General features: G+C 68.4%; 18 protein-coding genes. 16 read left to right on the forward strand and 2 right to left on the reverse strand.

Annotated elements, in window-relative coordinates; genetic code table 11:
* Nucleotides 1-31 precede the first annotated feature (31 nt).
* From ACSVDM_RS03980 to ACSVDM_RS04050, 15 genes are all read left to right on the forward strand, one after another.
* Nucleotides 32-310: a hypothetical protein gene (locus ACSVDM_RS03980; protein WP_439262874.1), complete on the forward strand. Its 279-nt coding sequence runs from the start codon at nucleotides 32-34 to the stop codon at nucleotides 308-310.
* 16 nt (nucleotides 311-326) lie between these two features.
* A complete protein-coding gene (locus ACSVDM_RS03985) occupies nucleotides 327-824 on the forward strand; it encodes a DUF6301 family protein (RefSeq protein ID WP_439262875.1) in 498 nt (165 codons plus the stop codon).
* A complete protein-coding gene (locus tag ACSVDM_RS03990; RefSeq protein WP_439262877.1) occupies nucleotides 821-1,261 on the forward strand; it encodes a TY-Chap domain-containing protein in 441 nt (146 codons plus the stop codon). The genes ACSVDM_RS03985 and ACSVDM_RS03990 overlap by 4 nt, the downstream gene beginning before the upstream one ends.
* Nucleotides 1,262-1,302: 41 nt before the next feature.
* Nucleotides 1,303-2,910: a hypothetical protein gene (locus tag ACSVDM_RS03995; RefSeq protein ID WP_439262879.1), complete on the forward strand. Its 1,608-nt coding sequence runs from the start codon at nucleotides 1,303-1,305 to the stop codon at nucleotides 2,908-2,910.
* A 174-nt stretch (nucleotides 2,911-3,084) separates the two neighbouring features.
* Nucleotides 3,085-4,944, forward strand: a complete 1,860-nt coding sequence (locus ACSVDM_RS04000) for a hypothetical protein (RefSeq protein WP_439262881.1) — start codon at nucleotides 3,085-3,087, stop codon at nucleotides 4,942-4,944.
* Complete coding sequence (locus tag ACSVDM_RS04005) at nucleotides 4,941-5,726, forward strand: ESX secretion-associated protein EspG (RefSeq protein ID WP_439262883.1); 786 nt, start codon at nucleotides 4,941-4,943, stop codon at nucleotides 5,724-5,726. Before ACSVDM_RS04000 ends, ACSVDM_RS04005 begins: the two co-directional genes overlap by 4 nt.
* Before the next feature lie 12 nt (nucleotides 5,727-5,738).
* Complete coding sequence (locus tag ACSVDM_RS04010) at nucleotides 5,739-6,086, forward strand: hypothetical protein (protein WP_067491034.1); 348 nt, start codon at nucleotides 5,739-5,741, stop codon at nucleotides 6,084-6,086.
* Nucleotides 6,087-6,111: 25 nt separating this feature from the next.
* Nucleotides 6,112-6,411: a YbaB/EbfC family nucleoid-associated protein gene (locus tag ACSVDM_RS04015; RefSeq protein ID WP_181699504.1), complete on the forward strand. Its 300-nt coding sequence runs from the start codon at nucleotides 6,112-6,114 to the stop codon at nucleotides 6,409-6,411.
* 99 nt (nucleotides 6,412-6,510) lie between these two features.
* Entirely contained in the window at nucleotides 6,511-6,828 is a 318-nt protein-coding gene (locus ACSVDM_RS04020) for a type VII secretion target (protein ID WP_067491029.1), read from the forward strand.
* On the forward strand, nucleotides 6,825-8,177 hold the full coding sequence (locus tag ACSVDM_RS04025; RefSeq protein WP_439262886.1) for a hypothetical protein: 1,353 nt from the start codon (nucleotides 6,825-6,827) through the stop codon (nucleotides 8,175-8,177). The genes ACSVDM_RS04020 and ACSVDM_RS04025 overlap by 4 nt, the downstream gene beginning before the upstream one ends.
* Before the next feature lie 33 nt (nucleotides 8,178-8,210).
* Nucleotides 8,211-8,546 (forward strand): PE family protein, encoded by a 336-nt coding sequence (locus tag ACSVDM_RS04030; RefSeq protein ID WP_067491026.1) that lies wholly within the window; start codon nucleotides 8,211-8,213, stop codon nucleotides 8,544-8,546.
* A complete protein-coding gene (locus ACSVDM_RS04035; protein ID WP_439262888.1) occupies nucleotides 8,543-9,532 on the forward strand; it encodes a PPE domain-containing protein in 990 nt (329 codons plus the stop codon). Before ACSVDM_RS04030 ends, ACSVDM_RS04035 begins: the two co-directional genes overlap by 4 nt.
* Nucleotides 9,529-10,320: an ESX secretion-associated protein EspG gene (locus tag ACSVDM_RS04040; protein ID WP_439262890.1), complete on the forward strand. Its 792-nt coding sequence runs from the start codon at nucleotides 9,529-9,531 to the stop codon at nucleotides 10,318-10,320. Before ACSVDM_RS04035 ends, ACSVDM_RS04040 begins: the two co-directional genes overlap by 4 nt.
* 89 nt (nucleotides 10,321-10,409) lie before the next feature.
* Entirely contained in the window at nucleotides 10,410-10,715 is a 306-nt protein-coding gene (locus ACSVDM_RS04045; RefSeq protein ID WP_067491020.1) for a WXG100 family type VII secretion target, read from the forward strand.
* A gap of 43 nt (nucleotides 10,716-10,758) precedes the next feature.
* Nucleotides 10,759-11,052, forward strand: coding sequence for a type VII secretion protein EsxR (locus ACSVDM_RS04050; protein ID WP_067491018.1), 294 nt, complete (start codon nucleotides 10,759-10,761; stop codon nucleotides 11,050-11,052).
* A 175-nt stretch (nucleotides 11,053-11,227) separates the two neighbouring features.
* Here ACSVDM_RS04050 and eccE read toward each other — a convergent pair whose 3' ends face one another.
* A complete protein-coding gene (gene eccE, locus ACSVDM_RS04055; protein WP_439262893.1) occupies nucleotides 11,228-13,027 on the reverse strand; it encodes a type VII secretion protein EccE in 1,800 nt (599 codons plus the stop codon).
* Nucleotides 13,028-13,147: 120 nt separating this feature from the next.
* Between eccE and eccB the strand changes: the two genes are divergently transcribed.
* Nucleotides 13,148-14,659, forward strand: coding sequence for a type VII secretion protein EccB (eccB, locus tag ACSVDM_RS04060; protein ID WP_439262895.1), 1,512 nt, complete (start codon nucleotides 13,148-13,150; stop codon nucleotides 14,657-14,659).
* A gap of 48 nt (nucleotides 14,660-14,707) precedes the next feature.
* Here the strand turns inward: eccB and eccA are convergent, their stop codons facing one another.
* Nucleotides 14,708-16,540: a type VII secretion AAA-ATPase EccA gene (eccA, locus tag ACSVDM_RS04065; RefSeq protein ID WP_439262897.1), complete on the reverse strand. Its 1,833-nt coding sequence runs from the start codon at nucleotides 16,538-16,540 to the stop codon at nucleotides 14,708-14,710.
* Nucleotides 16,541-16,651 lie beyond the last annotated feature (111 nt).

The following is a 16,651-nucleotide window of genomic DNA, read 5'->3' on the forward strand; positions in this document are numbered from 1 at the left end:
CTCAGGCCGCGACGATGTGAGGAGGCATGCGGTGCGGGAGACCGAACCGACCGAGGCCGAGATTCGGCAGAACTTCGACAAGATGCTCGCTTCGGTGCTCAGCGGTGGTGGCATCCATTCCGAGACCGGACTCGACATGAAGACCGAGGACGCGCTGTGGCAGGTGGCCCGCGCCTACCCGAACGCCTCCGACGACCTCGTCCAGGCAGCGCGGACGGCGTTCGCGGGGCAACTCGACGGGTCGAACGCGCGCGAAGCCGACCTGGTCCGGCAACGCAGGCTCGCCGAGCTGGCGAAGAAGCGCCGATGACCGAGGAGGTGCAGGGATGAGCGAGGACCGCCGTCGGGTGCTGACCGACGAACAGCTCACCGAGATCGCCACCGGCCTGCGCGAGCTCGGCGGCGCCAAGCCGATGGATTCGCTGCCCGACCTGGCTGCCCGCTTCGGTTGGCGGGTACTGAGCCCGCACGCGGACCGCGCCCGTCTCGATATCGGCTTCGGCCCGACCAGCGGCCGTGTCTTCGCCGAGGACGGCCGCATCGTGGATATCACCTTGTGGCTCACCAAGGGTGTCCCACAGGACGACGAGGGTCGCACCTGGGCCCGTGACACCTTCGCCCGGTGGGTGGGACTACTGACCGAACTGTTCGGCAGGCCGACCGCGCACATCCCCGGCGAGGTGTCCGCGGTGCGCTGGGCGGGCGAGGCCGACACCCTGATCCTGCGCGACGTGGACGGTTCCCTGCAGCTGACGCTGATGGACAACAACTGGCTCTCGCTCGGCGATCAAGCCGACACCTTGGCTGCCGAGGAATCCCGGTGACCTGGGACGATTTCGCGAAAGCACTGGCGGGAGAGCTGGCTCGCCTGCCTGCGGGCGCGATCGTGAAGATCGTGGAATCACGCGAGGAACGCCCGTCGAGGTTCGCCCAGTTCCTGCAGACCGATGCCGAACTGACAGCCGAACTCGTCGACGACGACCGGCTGGCCACCGAACTCCGCGCAGGTCGGGACGGCACGGCGGTGATCCGTGAACTCGGCTGGCAGCCTCGCGACCGCTACCACGAGAACTGGTGGGCCCGCCTGACCTGGCCCGCGCCGTCAGCCGACTACCGGCGCCTCGCCGACATGGTCGTCGGCGGTCTGCGCGACGGATTCGGGCTGGCGACGCCGGATCCGTTCACCTACGACGCCTGGAACGAACGCCAGGGCAACGCCCTGATCGAGCTGCCACAGCTCGGTCTGCCCCTGGCGACCTGACCGATCAACCGATGAACCAGATGAGGGGATTTTCGCCCGATATGACCAGCGGAGGCGACCGGCTCGATGAGCGCACCACCGAACCGGACCACGACGAATCCACCGAATCTGTTCCCGCGGAACCGAATTCCGTTCCGGCCGAACCGGACACCGCACTCGCGCAAGCCGATACGGCTAACGAGGGCGAGTCCACCGAGGACGAGCCCGATGTCGGTTTCACCATGGCCGACGACGAACCGGAACCCGAGGACCCTGCCGAGCGGGCCAGGAAGATCATGCACCAGGTCGCCCGCGATCTGGCTTCGCTCGCCCCACCGGACTGGCAGCGCCTGCACGCGGCCTTCGCCCTCACGGTGCTGGAGCATTCCTCGATCGCCCTGTTCTCCGGCGACACCATCGAACCCGTGCAGGTGACGCCGCCGCAGGAGATCATCGACCTGGTGTGGGAGCACCGGCTGCTGTCGGCCGAGCTCGGTGACGGGCCGTGGTGGCGCCTGGTGCTGAGTCTGTCGCGTGCGGGCGAGATCGACGTCGACTACGACTACGGTGACGAGCCGTTCCCCGACGAACACCTCCTTGCCCAGGACTCCTACCGCGCCGACCTGGCGGCGTTCCCGCGCCGGTCGGTGCCGGTGTGGTTGTCGGCGTATGTGGCGCACGACGACAAACAGATCCGCGCACCACGCACCGCGGCCGAACAAGAACTCGCCGACCGACGAAAAGGTGTGCGCGCCAGTGATTCCGACGTGGGCCTGCCGCCCTTGCCGCTGATGGTGGCGCGCTGGGCGGTGTTGTCGGCGGCCTTCGTCGCGGTCGGTTCGGAGTTCGGCCCGCGCTCGCTGCCCTCGCTGAACTGGTTCGAAGGGGTGCGGCGCAGCGGAAGTTCGCTGTACCTGCTGCCCGGCAATCGCGCCGTGCTCTCCGGTGGCGTATGGAACTCGCCGGAACTCGCCGCCGCCTACGCAGAGGGCGGACCGCCGACGGGGCTGTACACAGGTGCGCCGTCGTGGATTTCAGCGCAGGTACTCAATCACCGTGCCGCAGGCGGGATGTTGTCGTTCTGCTACTGGTGGACCAATGGGCGCTGGTACCACGGTGATTCGCCCACCGCCGACGGGATCGCCGAGGCCGTACCCGGTTTCTGGAGTTCCGAGACGGTCGCCAGGATCGTCACCGACCTGCTCGGTGTCCGGGCCGACGAGCACCAGCGCGCGGGTGTCGAAACCCTGGTCGCGGCGGCCGAAGCCGGTGTGGTCACCCGCGATACGGTCGTCGAAGTCTTCAGCGACGCTGAGCTTTTCGATGTCGACGCCGCCTTCTTTCAGCTCACCATGGCCGGGGTGACCGCTCGCCTACCCGAACCGATGGCGCGCGAAGACGCGATCGACGTGGTGCGCGCGCACTTGACCGAGACATCCGCCGACCCCGTGCGCTATCCGCCCGACGAGTTGCAGGCGGAACGAATCAGTGTCGGCTGGATGGTTTTCGTCCCGGTGCAACCCGGTGAGATCGCGGTCGGCCGGGCGATCTTCTACGTCGCCGACGACGGTGTGCTGCACCGTTCTTCGTCGGCGGTGGCGCCCGAGGTGTTCGCGGTGGAGTTCGCGGAGAATTTCTACGAGCGGCATCGGTCGGTAGTCTCGTCCTGATGCGGATACGCGCCGGTAACCCTATAATCGTTAGCGTGATTTAAGAATGGTGTTGCCGCGTTGTAAGACTCGGCTGCCATGTTTGCGGGGGCACGACCGGCCGGTGTGCCAGCGATGAGGAGGGGCGTCTACGGATGAGGAACCGCACCGTCGAGACAGTGGGAGTGTGACCTCGTGGGCACACCGATGGACGACTGGCGCGCATTCAAGAAGCCGGGGTCGCTGAAGCTCGAAGACGGCGTGGCAACCAAAGCCGCCGAGTTCTGTGCCGACGTACTCGACATCATCGCAGTCGTGGAAGCCAAGGTCGGTGAGGTCACCGCGATGGCGGGCGGCGGCGCGGGCGCCGAACTGTTCGGCAATCGTGAAGCCGGGCGTGCGCTGGCCAGGGAGTTCTTCAAGGTCGGTACCGAGTTCAGGGACGAGGTCCTGCGCGATCACAAGCAGGTACTCAACGACATGGCGTTGTCGTTCCTGATCGCGGGCAACAACTACAAGAACGCCGACACCGATTCCAAAGACGAACTGGCGCGGATCCTCTCGGCGCGCAATCCCGAGCACAGTGTCGCGCACGCCGAGCAGTTCTGGGGTCCGATCTCGCGGACACAGGACGGCTGGGCCGACGAGCAACGGAAGCCGCCCCAGGAGCGCTACGACAAAGCGGAGAACAACAAGGGGGGTCAGTACGCGGGCCTGCCCGGCAGTGTCAGCGGCTTGAAGGGCCAAGAGGGTGCGGTACGGCCTGTCGTGATCGAGGCCGAAGCCGGTGAGTCGCTGGACTACGACGCCTTCCACAAGCTCGGTAACTCCCTGATGTGGGTGAACTGGATCCTGGCACTGTCCTCTGACTGGCACCGGATGGCGGTGCAACTCGACCGCGGTTTCACCGATTTCGACAACCGGATCAAGGGTCTCGTCGGTGACGACAAGCAGTGGAGCGGGCACGGCGCCGAATCGGCCCGCGACGCGGTGTACCGGTACAACGGGCGCGGCACCACGCTGACCAGGCGGATGTTCGCGCTCAGCGACAACCTGCTCGACGCCTACAACTGGGCATCGGTCACCAAGGCCAATATGCCGCCCAAGCCCGCCTCGGAGTTGAAGCCGGAAGAGCGCAAAACCTGGGAAACCCACGCGGAGGGGGTTTTCAACAACTGGTACGCCGCGGGCGTCGAAGCCTCGGCCAGTGCCATCCCGGTGCTGCCCGGACCCGCAGGCACGGGCAAGGTCGACGAGACCCCGAAGAACCCGGGCAACACCAACCCCGGTGGCACCCCGCCGCCCGGCGGTGGCGGCGGCGCCAACTCTGCCGGCGGCGGCGGTTCGCAGAACTCCGACGCGGCGGTGGCCGCGCAGCTCAAAGCGCAGCAGGACGCCGCGCACAAGGAGCAGATCGCCGCTCTGCAGCAGGCCGAAGCGCAGCGCAAGGCACAGGAGCAGGCAGCCAAGGACGCTGCCCGCGATGCCGCGCAGAAGGCCGCGCAGCAGCAACAGCAGCAGGCGCAGGACTCCGCGTCGCAGGCCCTGCAGCAGATGGCTTCGCAGGCGGCCTCGCAGGCCTCGCAGATCGGTGAGCAGATCTCGGCAGCGGCGGAACAGGCCGCTGCCCAGGCCGCCCAGCAGGCGAGTCTTGCGGGTCTGAGCGGAATCCCGACCACTGCCGCGGCATTGGACGAAGCGGCCAAGAAGATGGGTCTGGCCGGTTCGAAGGGCGGCGGCGCGGGCGGCGGTGCCGGCGGCGGCCTCGGCGCCAAGGTCGAGGGCCAGAACCTGGAGAAGGCTTCGAAGCTGTTCCCGCGGGCGACTGCGACCACCGATCTCGCCGCCATGGCGAGCCGGGCCGGTCTCGCCAATGCCGCGGGTGCGGGCGCGGGCATGCCGATGGGCGGCCCCATGGGTGGTGGCGGCGCGGGTGCCGGTGCCGGTGGTCAGCAGAAGGATCACAAGCGCGCCGACTACCTCGATTCCGTCGAGCACCTGGAAGAGGCGATCGGCGAGGCGCAGACCGTGGTGAGGCCGGTCGTCGAGCAATGAACCGCACCTGGAATCTGACGGACCTACAGCTGTACGTGCTGTGGCAGTGGGCGACCTCCGAGTCCCTCCCGTGGCCGTTCTTCTGCCGCACCCGGACCATCAATCCCGGGGAACTCAAACGGGAGAAGGCCCAGGCGCTCGAGACGCTGCGCCGCGATGAGCCCGAGTTCGTCAGCTTCGTGCTGGAAGCATTGCTCGAGCCCGACATCAAGGTCGTGCTGCACGGCCACGACGGCGTCGATGACATGAAGGTCGACGCGCTGGTGCGTGTCATGGGCTGCCGCCGTGGCGACCGTGGTTACGTGGTTCGCCAGAAACCCGGTGACACCTATTGGAACAGCGGTGGTTACGTCGTCACCGAGTGCGACGCGGTGAGTCTGGCCGACTATGTGGTCCGTGAGCTCCCGGAGAACAAGCCAGGCCGTGAAGCGGACCTGATGCTCGAATCCGCCGACCGGACAGCTCAACTCGACTACTCCTACGCCGTCTCCTCCGTCCATGACTCCTTCCACGACCCGGCCCCGCTGCGTGCCAAGCAGTTCGAGTCCGCGCCGCTGCTGCGCGCAGGCGAGGTCGAAGTCATCCAGGGTCGTTCGCGGTTCGGGCCGCGCGGCGTCACCCGGCACAAACTGAGCTGGCGCGACGTGGTCGACGACGGACGCTATGTGATCGCCGAAGAGGTGCCGCGGGTCGCGACGGCGGCGGATGCGAAGCGTTTCACCGAGCTGATCAACCAGCGCATCGCGGAAGTGGTGCGGGCCATCAAAGATGAACGAGTCTGAGGGGGCGAGGCGATGACGTCGGCACAGCAGGACGAATTTCCCACCGAGTTCGTATCCACGTCGATGACGGGAGCGATCTCGGTGCGGACCACGGAAAATGGTCTGCCCCTCGGTCTTCGGCTCGAACCCGACCAGTTGCGCCGCGACCCGGCGCAGCTGGCCGCCGAGGTGCTCCGCCTGTGCAAGCAGTCGGCCAACCGGGCGGGCATGGCGCGGCGCGAACAGTTCCGCGCGGCGGGGATGTCCCCGGAGATGCTCGCGCTCACCGGCCTGCCGACCGAGGAAGAGGTGGCACGCCAGGAGATCATCGACGAGCAGGACTACGACACCGAACCGCAGAGCTGGCTGCGATCGGTCTGAGCGGCAAGCGAATTGGGGAGGCGACATGGTCGAAACGATGGACGAGCTCATCGCTCGGGTGCAGAAACAGCTCTACCGGCTCACCGATCTCCAGGATGCGACCAAGGCCATCCTGGTGACCGAGACGTCGCCGGATGGAACGGTGACCGTCGAGGTCGACGCCAACGCCGCACTCGTCGGCCTGAGTTTCGCACCGGGCATCGCGAAACTGACGCCCGCCGAACTCGAGCAGACCCTCGTCGACACCGCGCGCACCGCCGCGCATCGTGCCTTCGCGCAACGCGGCGAACTCATCACCGCGTTCAACGAGGAGAGCACGGGTTAGTCATCGACTGTTTACCCTTGCGCGATCGTCGCGCGCCGTCTCGGCTGGTTAAGGTTGACTACGAAACATCAAGTGATGTTTCGAGATTGGACGATTGACATGAGCCACTTCGAAGTTGTCCCTGATGCGTTGCGTGCCTACGGAAGCGCGTCGGCGGCGATGGCGTCGGGTGTCGCCTCGGCCGCGGCGGTCGATCAGGCCGCGACAGTCGCCGCGGTCGTGCCGGTGTTCGGGCTGATCGGGCAGGAACTGCTCGCCTCGTATGCCTTCGCACAAGCCAACCACCTGTCCTCGGTCGCCGAACTGGCCGCGGTGCACGCGGGCACCGCGTTGACCGCGCACCAGGGTGCGGCCACCTACGAGGGTGTCGACGGCGCCTCGGGCATGGACATCGGTTCGGTTCGCACCCAGTCATGACTTTCCCAGGAGCGACCCCGCCGCCCGGGGCGGATCCGCTGGATCCGACCGTGCTGGAACTGCTGCGCGGCAGTTCGCTTGCCCCCATGCTCGACATGCCGGTGAACGACATCCTCGGCTCGATGGGGCTGCCCGCCCTGCCGCAGGTGCCGGAGTTCGTGCAGCTGCCCGAACTGCCGCCGCTGCCGACGATCGACCTGAGCGCGCTGATGCGCCCGCTCACCGATCTGGCGTCCGCGTTCGGTACCGGTCAGCTCGGCACCAACTCCACCGGCGACGGCACGGGAACCACGACGGACCCCACGGAAATGCTGTCGAACGTGAGCACCGTGATGCAGACGGTGATGTCGCTCGGCTCGACGGCGATCCAGACCGTGATGTCGGTGTGGCAGGGCATCGCGGCGATGGAGGCCGCGCAGAAGGCGAGCGAGGCGCAGACCGACGCGGGCAAGCTCGCGGCCCAGAGCACCCAGGAGAAGGCGGTCCTCGCCAACGGCGCCGTCAGCGTCGCCACCGGCGCGGGGCTGATGGCGGCGGTGATCGCGAAGTTCTCGGCGACCATGGCGATGGCGCCGCTGCTGATGGGCTCGGGCGCCGGTGCGGCCTTCCTGGTCGCCTCGGCCGCCTCGTCCACCGCCGAGGCGCTGGCGATCACCGTCAAGACCAAGACCGAACTGGTCGGGCACAGCGCGAGCATGACCGCGGCGGGCGAGAAGGTGCCGATCACCAACGCGCCCACCGGGGTGAACTCGACCGAGCAGCTGACGCAGCTGATGAGCATGATCACCCCGCTGATGTCGACGGCGACCACGGTCGCACAGTCGCTCGGTGAGCTGGCCGCGGCGAATACCTCGCTGTCGGCACCGAAGACCACCACCGAGGGCGACAACACGACCGCCGAGGGAACCGTCGACGGCGCCGAAATCGACGGCGCGGGTGGTGGCGCGAGTGTCGGAATCGGCGGCGGAGCCGGTGGCGCCGTCGGCGCGATCGCCGCGGCGAGCACCCCCTTGAGCCCGTTCCCCAACACTCGCTCGGTCGGCGGCGCGTTGAGCACGCTGCCTGGCGCGATGGGTGCGGCGGCCGCCTCGACCACGTCGGCGGCGGCGGTCACCTCGGGTGGGTCGTCGGCTGCCGGCACGGGGGCGATGCCGATGGGCGCACCCATGGGCGCCGGTCTCGCGCGCGACGGCGAATCGTCCACCGACGACGCGGTGCGCGGTCAGCTGGTCACCGGCTCGCACGGCGACGAGGTGATCGGCCAGATCGAGGGTGTCTCGCTGCCGGTTGTCGGCGCGGCCGACACCACGACCTCGGAAGCGCCGCCCGACAAGGAACTGACGCTATGACGCAGATTTTCGTTCGCACACAGGAGGTTCACCATGGCCGACGTGACAGGTGAGATCTACGACGGCGTGCAGTTCGACGCCGCGACGGCGAGCCAGGCATCGTCCGGGCTCGACTCGCTGGCCGACCGGCTCGCGGCCGACCTGCAGGCGGCCGAGCACGCGCTGACCGTCGCGCCCGCAGGGGCCGACGAGGTGTCGGGCCGCTCGGCGCAGACCGCCAACGAGGTGGCCGCGTCGTACCTGACCCGCGCGCAGGCCGGTGTCGAGGAGATGCGCAAGCTCGCCGCCACGCTTCGCCTGCAGGCGAACCGCTTCAGCGGGATGGAGAGCGACAACACGGCGGACTTCGGAGGTACTCCGCCGCAATGATCGAACCACCACAGCCAGGGTTCACCGGCGTGGTGTGGTCGGCGCGTCCGCCGGAACAGCTGGCGCGGGACCTCACCACGGGGGCGGGGTCTGTCCCCATGGCTGAGGCGATCGGCGCGTGGACACAACTGGCCGCGTCGTTCGGCGCGGCCGTACTGGAATACGAGAAGGTGCTCACCGACCTGCGCGGTGCCTGGCAGTCCGGGCGCAGTGACGAAGTGGTGCAACGGGTTACGGCGCTACGCGAGTGGCTGCTCGAGACCTCGACGGCCGCCGCCGCGAACGCCGCGAAATTCCAGGCGCAGGTCGCCGCCTACGAGGTGGCCCGTCTGGCGATGCCCAATACCGCCGACATCGAGGCCATCCAGCAGGTGCAGCGCACCCTCGAGTCGGTGAGCGGGATGCTCGGTGCGCCGATCAAGGCGGTCGCCGCCGATACCGACACCGAGCACGATGTCGCCAAGGCCGTTGCCTCGCGGGTGATGGAGAACTACGAAAAGGCCACCGAGCCCTTGGCTTCGGCTTGGCAGCACCAGGACCCGCCGCCGATCGCGCCTGCCACGGCGCTGGCCGCCGAGCGAGCCGCCGTGCCGCCACAGCCGACCGCGACCCATCCCGGCGCCATGCCGGGATTCGGTGGTGTCCCGGGAATGCCTGTCCTGCAATCGGTTCCGCGCACGCTGACCAGCTACAACGCGCCGGTGTACGCGCAGTCGGCCAGCAGCGCCGAGGTCACCGCCCGGCCGAATCCCGTGGTCACGCCCGCCGCGGGCACACAGGCGGCGCCGATCGCGCCGGGCCCGGTCGGCGCGGCCGCGGCCCAGGACACCGCGCGGTTCCCGCGGGCGAGCCTGCCCGAGCACACCGAGGAGTTCAGCCTCGACGGCGAGATCCGCGCCGCCCCCGCGGTGCTCGGCGATCACGGCCAGGCGGCCAGGGCCGCGAGCACCGAACAGGGTGGGGCGGAGCCGGGAGGCGGGTCGTGACAACCCTGACCAACGACGCCCTGCTCGCCGTCGCCGATCGCCTCGGCGTGCAGACCTTGCCGCTGACGCTGCGCGTCGGCCTGCAACAGGACTCCTACGAACAGTGGCGCCGCGCCCATGAGCAGGCTGTCGCGGACCTGCGCGACAGCGGTCTCATCGACGCCGAGGGCGAGGTCGATCCCGGCCTGGCCGACGCGCTGTTCGTGCTGGCCCAACCGGATCGTGAACTGGCCGTACGGATCTACGCCGAAGACGGCACCAAGCGCGTCTGCGTCGTGCGCCGGGGCGGCGCCCATGCCGTCGCCGTGCGCACCGATGACACTTTCGAGGTGAATTCGGTGTGGTGCGACGGTTCGGCCGAGGAGCTGGCGCGCCCGGTCCTGGCCGCGCTCGGTCACCGCGAGCCCGCGCAGTTCAGCGGCTTCAGCGCGCCCGCCGACGAGCTGACCCGGCGACTCGACGGTGCGACGACAGCCGCGGAATTCGCCGACGGTCTGTACGCGCTCGATGCCACCGAGCGCGATGCCACCGTGCTCGGCGCGGCGTTCGCCTCCTGCACGGGGCACGCGGAAATCGTCGTCTACAGCCACGAGGACGGCTCGACCACCCGCGCGCCGGGTGCTGTCGCCGTCTACGACACGGGGCGCGGGCGCATCGTCGCCGCCCCGACGATCTCGCCGGATCGACAGATCTGGTCGACGCTCACCACGGGTACCGATCACCGGGTGACCCAAGCGGTCGCAGCGCTGATCGAGGGACTGCCCGGGGGGAGGTGGATGCCGCCGTAGTTCCGCGTCGCAGCGTCGGTCTGCGTCCAGCTCAGCGAGATCGATCGGATCCTCGCGCACACACAAGTTCTGATGAAAGGTTCTGAAATATGTCTCTTACCAACCTCGGTGGTGGCGGCTCGGGCGACTACGGTGTCGACGAAGGCGGCATCAACAATGTTGTGAGCCGGATGGAAGACGCCATCTCCACGCTCAAGACCTCCATCAACCAGATCGACGACTCCGTGCAGGCCGTCGCCGCCGGCTGGTCGGGTGAAGCGCACGGTCAGTTCAAGACCGCCGCCACCGAATGGCACGACGAGGTCACCCGGCTCAACGAGAAGCTGGACCGTCTGTCGCAGGCCGTCACCTCCGGCAAGCAGACGATCGTCGCCTCCGACCAAGAGGGCCTCTGAGCTCCGCGCTGAGTAGCCGTTCACGACAGACAAGGAACAGATCATGACGATTCAGTACAACTCGCCGAAGATCACCGAGATGGTCTCGGACCTCAACAACTACGGCTCCAACATGCGGGCCCAGATCGAAGAGCTCAACGGCGCCGCCAACGCGTTCCGGGAGAGCCTGCACGGTCAGTCGGCTGTGGAGAACTTCAACGCCGCGCACACCAACGTCACCAACGAGCTCGACGACACCCTCATCAAGCTCGACAACCTCGGCAAGAAGGTGGAGAACGCGCTGGGTCGCGCCATCGAGGCCGACGGCAAGGTCGGCGACGGCTTCGCCGATTTCTGAGCTGTCCCGCCTCCCCGGGTCTTTTGGCCAGACTCAGGTGCGGGCGGAGTTGTTGACGCGGTAAGACGTTGGGGTTGGGAGCGTTAGCCCGTTCCCGGTGAGTTACCCATGTTCTTGCTGGATCAGGCGAACGGCCCGACGGATTGTGTCGGGCCGTTCGTCGTTTGTGTGGTTGTCAGCGGGCGGCTAGGGATTCGCCGATGTAGTGCATTTCTTCCGGGGTGGTCACCATGTTCACCGTCGCTGTCGCGGCTGGTGTGCGGACCGTGATCCGGTTGGGCGCCGCGGGATCCTGGATGAGGGTGACGTCGGCGTCGATACCGCCGCCATGCTCGTGGGGTGCGCGCACGTGGACGATGGTGGCGCCACCGGCGTGCGTGGTCGGTTCGATCCCGTCGAACACCAGCACCGTCGTGCTCGGGTAGGGCGCGGCGGGCGTCGGCGGCGGCCCGGGTGGGTGGTAGCTGGCGCCCGCGGAGCGTGGTGCGAGTGAAAGCACCTGCGGTGCGTTGAGATTGGCCATCATCGAATGCCATGCCTCGGGCCGTGCGGTGTGCACGATGGCGTGTGCGCCGAGCGCGGTGGCGCGCAGGATCACCTGCTGGGCCAGATCGAGATTGCCGATCACCTCGAGATGGCGGGTGCCGTCACCGATGAGCGACACCGCGATGCCCTGGCCGCGTTCGTCGGCGCCGATCAGCTGCCCGCAGCCGGCTGTCGGCACCGCGATGTCGGTGAGGGCGGTCAGCGTCCCCCGGTAGCCCTCGCCGTCGGACCAGCGGCCGAGCGAGGCCACCGGGAGGGTGTCGAGCAGGGTGCGCAGGTGCCCACCGGTGATGTCGCGCAGACCCCGGATCGGGATGTCGGTGGGCTCGACCAGGGTGTCGAAGCGCACCACCGCGTTGAGCACCACGGTGCCCGCGTGATCGCTGCGCTGGTCGTGGCGCGGTGCACCCGGGCGAAGCCGCAGCGTGAGCGTGGTCGACAGGCTCGGCACCGCCCAGATATCGGCCAGCCCGCGCGGCGTGATGAGTTCGGCGCCCACCTGGTAGTGGGTCAGGCAGCGGCTCGGTGTGGTGAGCGCGGTCGGCGTCTCCTCGAGCTGATCGATCTCGAAACCGTGGGTGAGTTGCCGTACCGCGCTGTTCATCTCGGACGAGGTGAGCACCGAGGCGGCGATATCGCGGGCCGCCAGCCGGTTCGCCACCCGCCGCGTGGCGATGATCGCGGTGCGCAGCGCGCCCTCGGCGCCGCCGCCCCGTTTCTCGACGGCTTCGGCATTGGTCAGTGGGTCCATGCGCAGCACCAGCCACAGGGTCCGGTGCGCGACGGCGGGCAGCGGGCCGAGGATGCGGTCGTACAGATAAGAAGCCACACCGGTACCCGCCGTGCGCGCACCCGTGGACACCACGTCGATACCCGCGAGGGTGATGTCGAATTGATCGAGGCAGCGCGCGATCTCGGTGAGCGGCAGCAGCTGGTCGGTGCTGAGCGAACCGTGCCTCAGCAGCGTCAGCGTGTCCGGCGGCGGGTCGATCCGCAGCATGGTCAGCAGCAGGTCACCGTCCCAGCGCACTCCGCAGTTGCCGCCGTCGGCCAGGGGGACATCGAACGCGGGCGCCTGAGCGAGTCGTTCGGTGGCGCCCCGACCACGCCGCCGCCCGAACCCGATCGCCATCCGGCCTGCCAGGGTCGTCCCGCGCACGGGAACCAGGCCGATGAGCACGATCAGCGCACCCGCGCCGACCGAACCCCACACCGAGTCCGAGAGCGCCAGCACCACCCAGGCCACCACCGCCGCGACAAGCACGACACCGACCACCGCCCGCAGCGGGAAGATCCGGAACAACCAGAACTCGGGATCGCGCAGAGTGTCGTACGGCGACACCGGCTTCCGCTGCGCTGGGTCCTGCTCCTCGGCCTGATCCCGTTCCCGCTCGGGAAGGGTTCCGGCGCCGGTTCTCCGGCCGTTCATCGTGTCGTTCCCCATCGTTGTCCCAGCTCGGCGTGCGTTCGAAAGTTGGTTCAGGGCAATGTCGGATTTAAGGTACCGTGTCGGCTGAGATGGTGATGGATAGCTCGATGGAGGGGCCGAGTGCCGGCACAGCTCACAACCCGCGCCCAGGTCAACGGCTACCGCTTCCTGCTGCGTCGTCTCGATCACGCGCTGGTGCGCCGAGACGTGCGGATGCTGCACGATCCGATGCGTTCGCAGGTTCGCTCACTCTGGGTGGGGGCGGCACTCGGCCTGCTGGTCGTCGCCGGTGCGGCGATCCTGGGATTCCTGCGACCACAGGGCGCGATCGGTGACAACCTGATCGTGTCGGGCAAGGATTCCGGTGCCCTGTACGTGGTCCGCCATACCGCCGAAGGCGACAAGGTGCTGCACCCGGTGCTCAACCTGGCCTCCGCGCGGCTCATCACCCAGAGCAACGCCGAACCACACGCGGTGAAGGACAGCAAGCTCAACGATCTGCCGCGAGGTCCGCTGCTCGGCATCCCCGGTGCGCCGAGCGCGCTGCCGGGCTCCGGTCAGGGCGACAGCTCCACCTGGTCGCTGTGCGAGACCATCCAGCTGTCCCAGGGCGGCAGTGCGGCATCGGCGAGCGGTGCGACAACCGCCGTCGTCGCGGGCAAACCGGAACTGGGCGAGCGCATCCGCACCGCCGACCCCGCCGCCGCCCTGTTCGTGCGCCACGAGAACAAGACCTACCTCGTCTACGACGGCAAACACGCCGCGGTCGACCCCGAGGACAAGGTGCTGGCGCGCTCGCTGGGGCTGTCCGCGCATCGGCCACGCCCGATCGGTCCGGGCCTGCTCGGTGCGACCGCCGAAGTGCCTCCGCTCGCACCGCCGGTCATCCCGAACGCGGGTCAGCCGGGCCCCGGGCCCCTGTCCAAGATCCCGGTGGGCGGTGTGATCGAGGTGGCGAGCTCCGACCGCACGGCGAAGGCCGAGACGTATGTGGTGCTGGCCGACGGTGTGCAGCCGGTGAGCCCGTTCACCGCGCGAGTCATCCGCAATGCCGATTCCCATGGGCTGAGCGAGATTCCGACCCTGCCGCCGGACGTGCTCCACGAGGTCGCCGTGGTGCGCACGCTGCCCGTCGACGACTTCCCGGAGCAGACACCGGAGATCCTGGCCGCCGAGGACGCGCCCGTCGCGTGCGTCTCCTGGACCAAGACACCGGGAACGAGTCCGGCGCAACGCAAGTCGGAAGCGGGCGACGGCCCCAACGAACGCGCGGTGGTCTCGCTGCTGGCAGGCACCCGCCTGCCCATCCCGGAATCGGCCAAGGTCGTGGAACTGTCGACGGGCGACGGCACCGGCGACCGCGTCGACGGCGTCTACGTGCCGCCGGGCACCGGCGAATTCATCCAGGTGACGGGCATGGAACCGGGCAGCCCGCGCCGGGGGAGCCTGTTCTACGTCGGCGACAACGGTGTGCGCTACGGCGTGCCGGATATGGCGGTGGCGACCGCCATCGGCCTGGGCGGCAGCCCACGGCTGGCACCGTGGTCGGTCATCGGCCAGCTGGTTCCGGGACCGACCCTCTCGCCCACCGAAGCGCTGGCGTCCTACGATTCGCTACCCTCCGGACGCTGAAACGAGCAGGGCCGGACGCTCGTCGCGTCCGGCCCTCGGTTTCGTCTGTCAGGCAGGCCAATTCACGTTCAACGTGCTCAGCAGGCTGGTGAGCGCCGTGCGCATATCGGGTTCCTCGATGCGCATGAGCACCGATTCGTCCACCGCCGAGAGGTCGATCGAATCGTCGTTGGCCAGCCGGAACTCGCGCTCCTCCTCGGCCGCCTCGATGACGTTGCGGATGAAGCGGCCGTTACCGGCGAGGTCGACGCCGCGGCGCGGCTGCCCGCTCTGGTCGGTGCTCTCCTGGTCGTAGAGGTGCGCGCAGGCCTCTACGAGCAGCGCGGCGGCGTCGTCGGAGAGTTGCGAGTCGCGCTTCTTCGCGATCACCTGCCCGATCTGGCCGAGCTCTTCGGGGGTGTAGGACGGGAACTGCAGGCGCTTGGAGAACCGTGATGCCAGGCCGTCGTTGGCGGCCAGCAGGCGGTCGATCTCACCGTCGTACCCGGCGATGATCACCACCAGGCGGTCGCGGTCGTTCTCCATCCTGGCCAGCAGGGTGTCGACGGCTTCGCGGCCGAACGCGTCACCGCCGGACAGGCCGGTCTGGATGAGCGTGTAGGCCTCGTCGATGAACAGCACACCGTCCATGGCCGTGTCGATCAGCTTCTCGGTCTTGATGGCGGTGCCGCCGAGGTTCTGGCTCACGAAGTCGACACGCTTGGCCTCGACTACCTTGTCGGTCTTCAACAGGCCGACACCGCAATAGATCTTGGCGACCACACGGGCGATGGTGGTCTTACCCGTTCCCGGCGGACCGGTGAAGGCCAGGTGCTGACCGCGGGCCGCCGAGGCGAGGCCCTTCTCGGCCCGGATCTTGGCCAGCTGCGCCGACGACTGCAACTTGGCCACCTGGGTTTTCACCGAGACGAGGCCGATCTGGTTGTCGAGTTCGGCGCGCGCCTCGGCCAGCACCCGCTTGGCCCGGTCCTCGGTCTCGGCCTGTTCGATCGCCTGCAGCGACGGGGCGGTCGCGGGATCCCACTTGTCGGTGCGGGCATCGATGGACTCGCGGCTGGTGACGGTGATGCGGTAGGTGCGGTCGCGCATCGCGGCGGTGTTGGCGCTGAAATCCGGTGCCTGCGAATACACCTTCTCGAACAGCGCCTGCGCCTCGTCCTCGCTGCCGGTCTCGCGCAGGCACAGCCCACGGCAGAACATGGCGGTGGAACGGGCCATCGGGATCGGCCCCTGCTCGGCGGCCTCCATGCGCCGGATGGCCTCACCGAACAGCCCGAGCTGCGCACACGCGGTGCCGACCATCACATGCGCGCCCGCAGCCAGATACGGGTCGTCCCATTCGGCCGAACCGGCGAGCACCGTCATCACGTCTGGCCAGCGCTGGGTGTTGTAGTGCAGCACGCCACGGATGTAGGCGCTGATCCGGTTGTCGACATCGGAGTCCGGGTCCGAGAGCAGGGTCGCGCGGCGGGCGGCGAGGTCGTCGAGCGTGCGCTCGGCCTCGTCGTACTCCTTCTCCGCGATCAGATGTGCGGCCCAGGCCAGCGCGATCTCGGTGTAGCTCGCCAGCGGGTAGTCGATGTAGAGGCCGGGCAGGAAGCGGCCCGCCAGCGCGCGCGGCGGCAGCCCGAGGCGGCGCTGCTCGCGATGCAGACTGGTGCTCGCGGTCTTGTACAGGTTGAACAGGACGTCCTTGGTCACCTCGCCCGCGGCGGCACGGCCGAGCCAGGCGTCGCACATCGTCGGATCCCACTCGGTCGCGCGCTGGAACGCGAGCTTCGCGTATTCCAGATCGCGCTCGGATTCCTGTCCCTCGATGGACAGACCCAACGACAGGATTCCGGCGTCGAAGGCACGCTGAGCTTGGCGATTGCCGGTCATTTCTGTCGAGTCCCCGAAGTCTTGGTGTGTGGTTTCTGCGCTGTTCACTTATTACCCAGACTACCGATCGCGGGGGTCTGGTCTGTCCGTTACATTAGGTTCAGCTGCCGA

The organism is Nocardia sp. JW2 (genome assembly GCF_051843015.1).
Lineage (GTDB): Bacteria > Actinomycetota > Actinomycetes > Mycobacteriales > Mycobacteriaceae > Nocardia > Nocardia coubleae.

What these genes read in the sequence shown, in the direction of transcription:
- ACSVDM_RS04015 (WP_181699504.1), top strand. Translation starts at nt 6,112, where the DNA reads ATGGTCGAAACGATGGACGAGCTCATCGCTCGGGTGCAGAAACAGCTC.
- ACSVDM_RS04025 (WP_439262886.1), top strand. Translation starts at nt 6,825, where the DNA reads ATGACTTTCCCAGGAGCGACCCCGCCGCCCGGGGCGGATCCGCTGGAT.
- ACSVDM_RS04010 (WP_067491034.1), top strand. Translation starts at nt 5,739, where the DNA reads ATGACGTCGGCACAGCAGGACGAATTTCCCACCGAGTTCGTATCCACG.
- ACSVDM_RS04030 (WP_067491026.1), top strand. Translation starts at nt 8,211, where the DNA reads ATGGCCGACGTGACAGGTGAGATCTACGACGGCGTGCAGTTCGACGCC.
- ACSVDM_RS04005 (WP_439262883.1), top strand. Translation starts at nt 4,941, where the DNA reads ATGAACCGCACCTGGAATCTGACGGACCTACAGCTGTACGTGCTGTGG.
- ACSVDM_RS04035 (WP_439262888.1), top strand. Translation starts at nt 8,543, where the DNA reads ATGATCGAACCACCACAGCCAGGGTTCACCGGCGTGGTGTGGTCGGCG.
- ACSVDM_RS04020 (WP_067491029.1), top strand. Translation starts at nt 6,511, where the DNA reads ATGAGCCACTTCGAAGTTGTCCCTGATGCGTTGCGTGCCTACGGAAGC.
- ACSVDM_RS04045 (WP_067491020.1), top strand. Translation starts at nt 10,410, where the DNA reads ATGTCTCTTACCAACCTCGGTGGTGGCGGCTCGGGCGACTACGGTGTC.
- eccE (WP_439262893.1), bottom strand. Translation starts at nt 13,027, where the DNA reads ATGAACGGCCGGAGAACCGGCGCCGGAACCCTTCCCGAGCGGGAACGG.
- eccA (WP_439262897.1), bottom strand. Translation starts at nt 16,540, where the DNA reads ATGACCGGCAATCGCCAAGCTCAGCGTGCCTTCGACGCCGGAATCCTG.
- ACSVDM_RS03985 (WP_439262875.1), top strand. Translation starts at nt 327, where the DNA reads ATGAGCGAGGACCGCCGTCGGGTGCTGACCGACGAACAGCTCACCGAG.
- ACSVDM_RS04050 (WP_067491018.1), top strand. Translation starts at nt 10,759, where the DNA reads ATGACGATTCAGTACAACTCGCCGAAGATCACCGAGATGGTCTCGGAC.
- ACSVDM_RS03995 (WP_439262879.1), top strand. Translation starts at nt 1,303, where the DNA reads ATGACCAGCGGAGGCGACCGGCTCGATGAGCGCACCACCGAACCGGAC.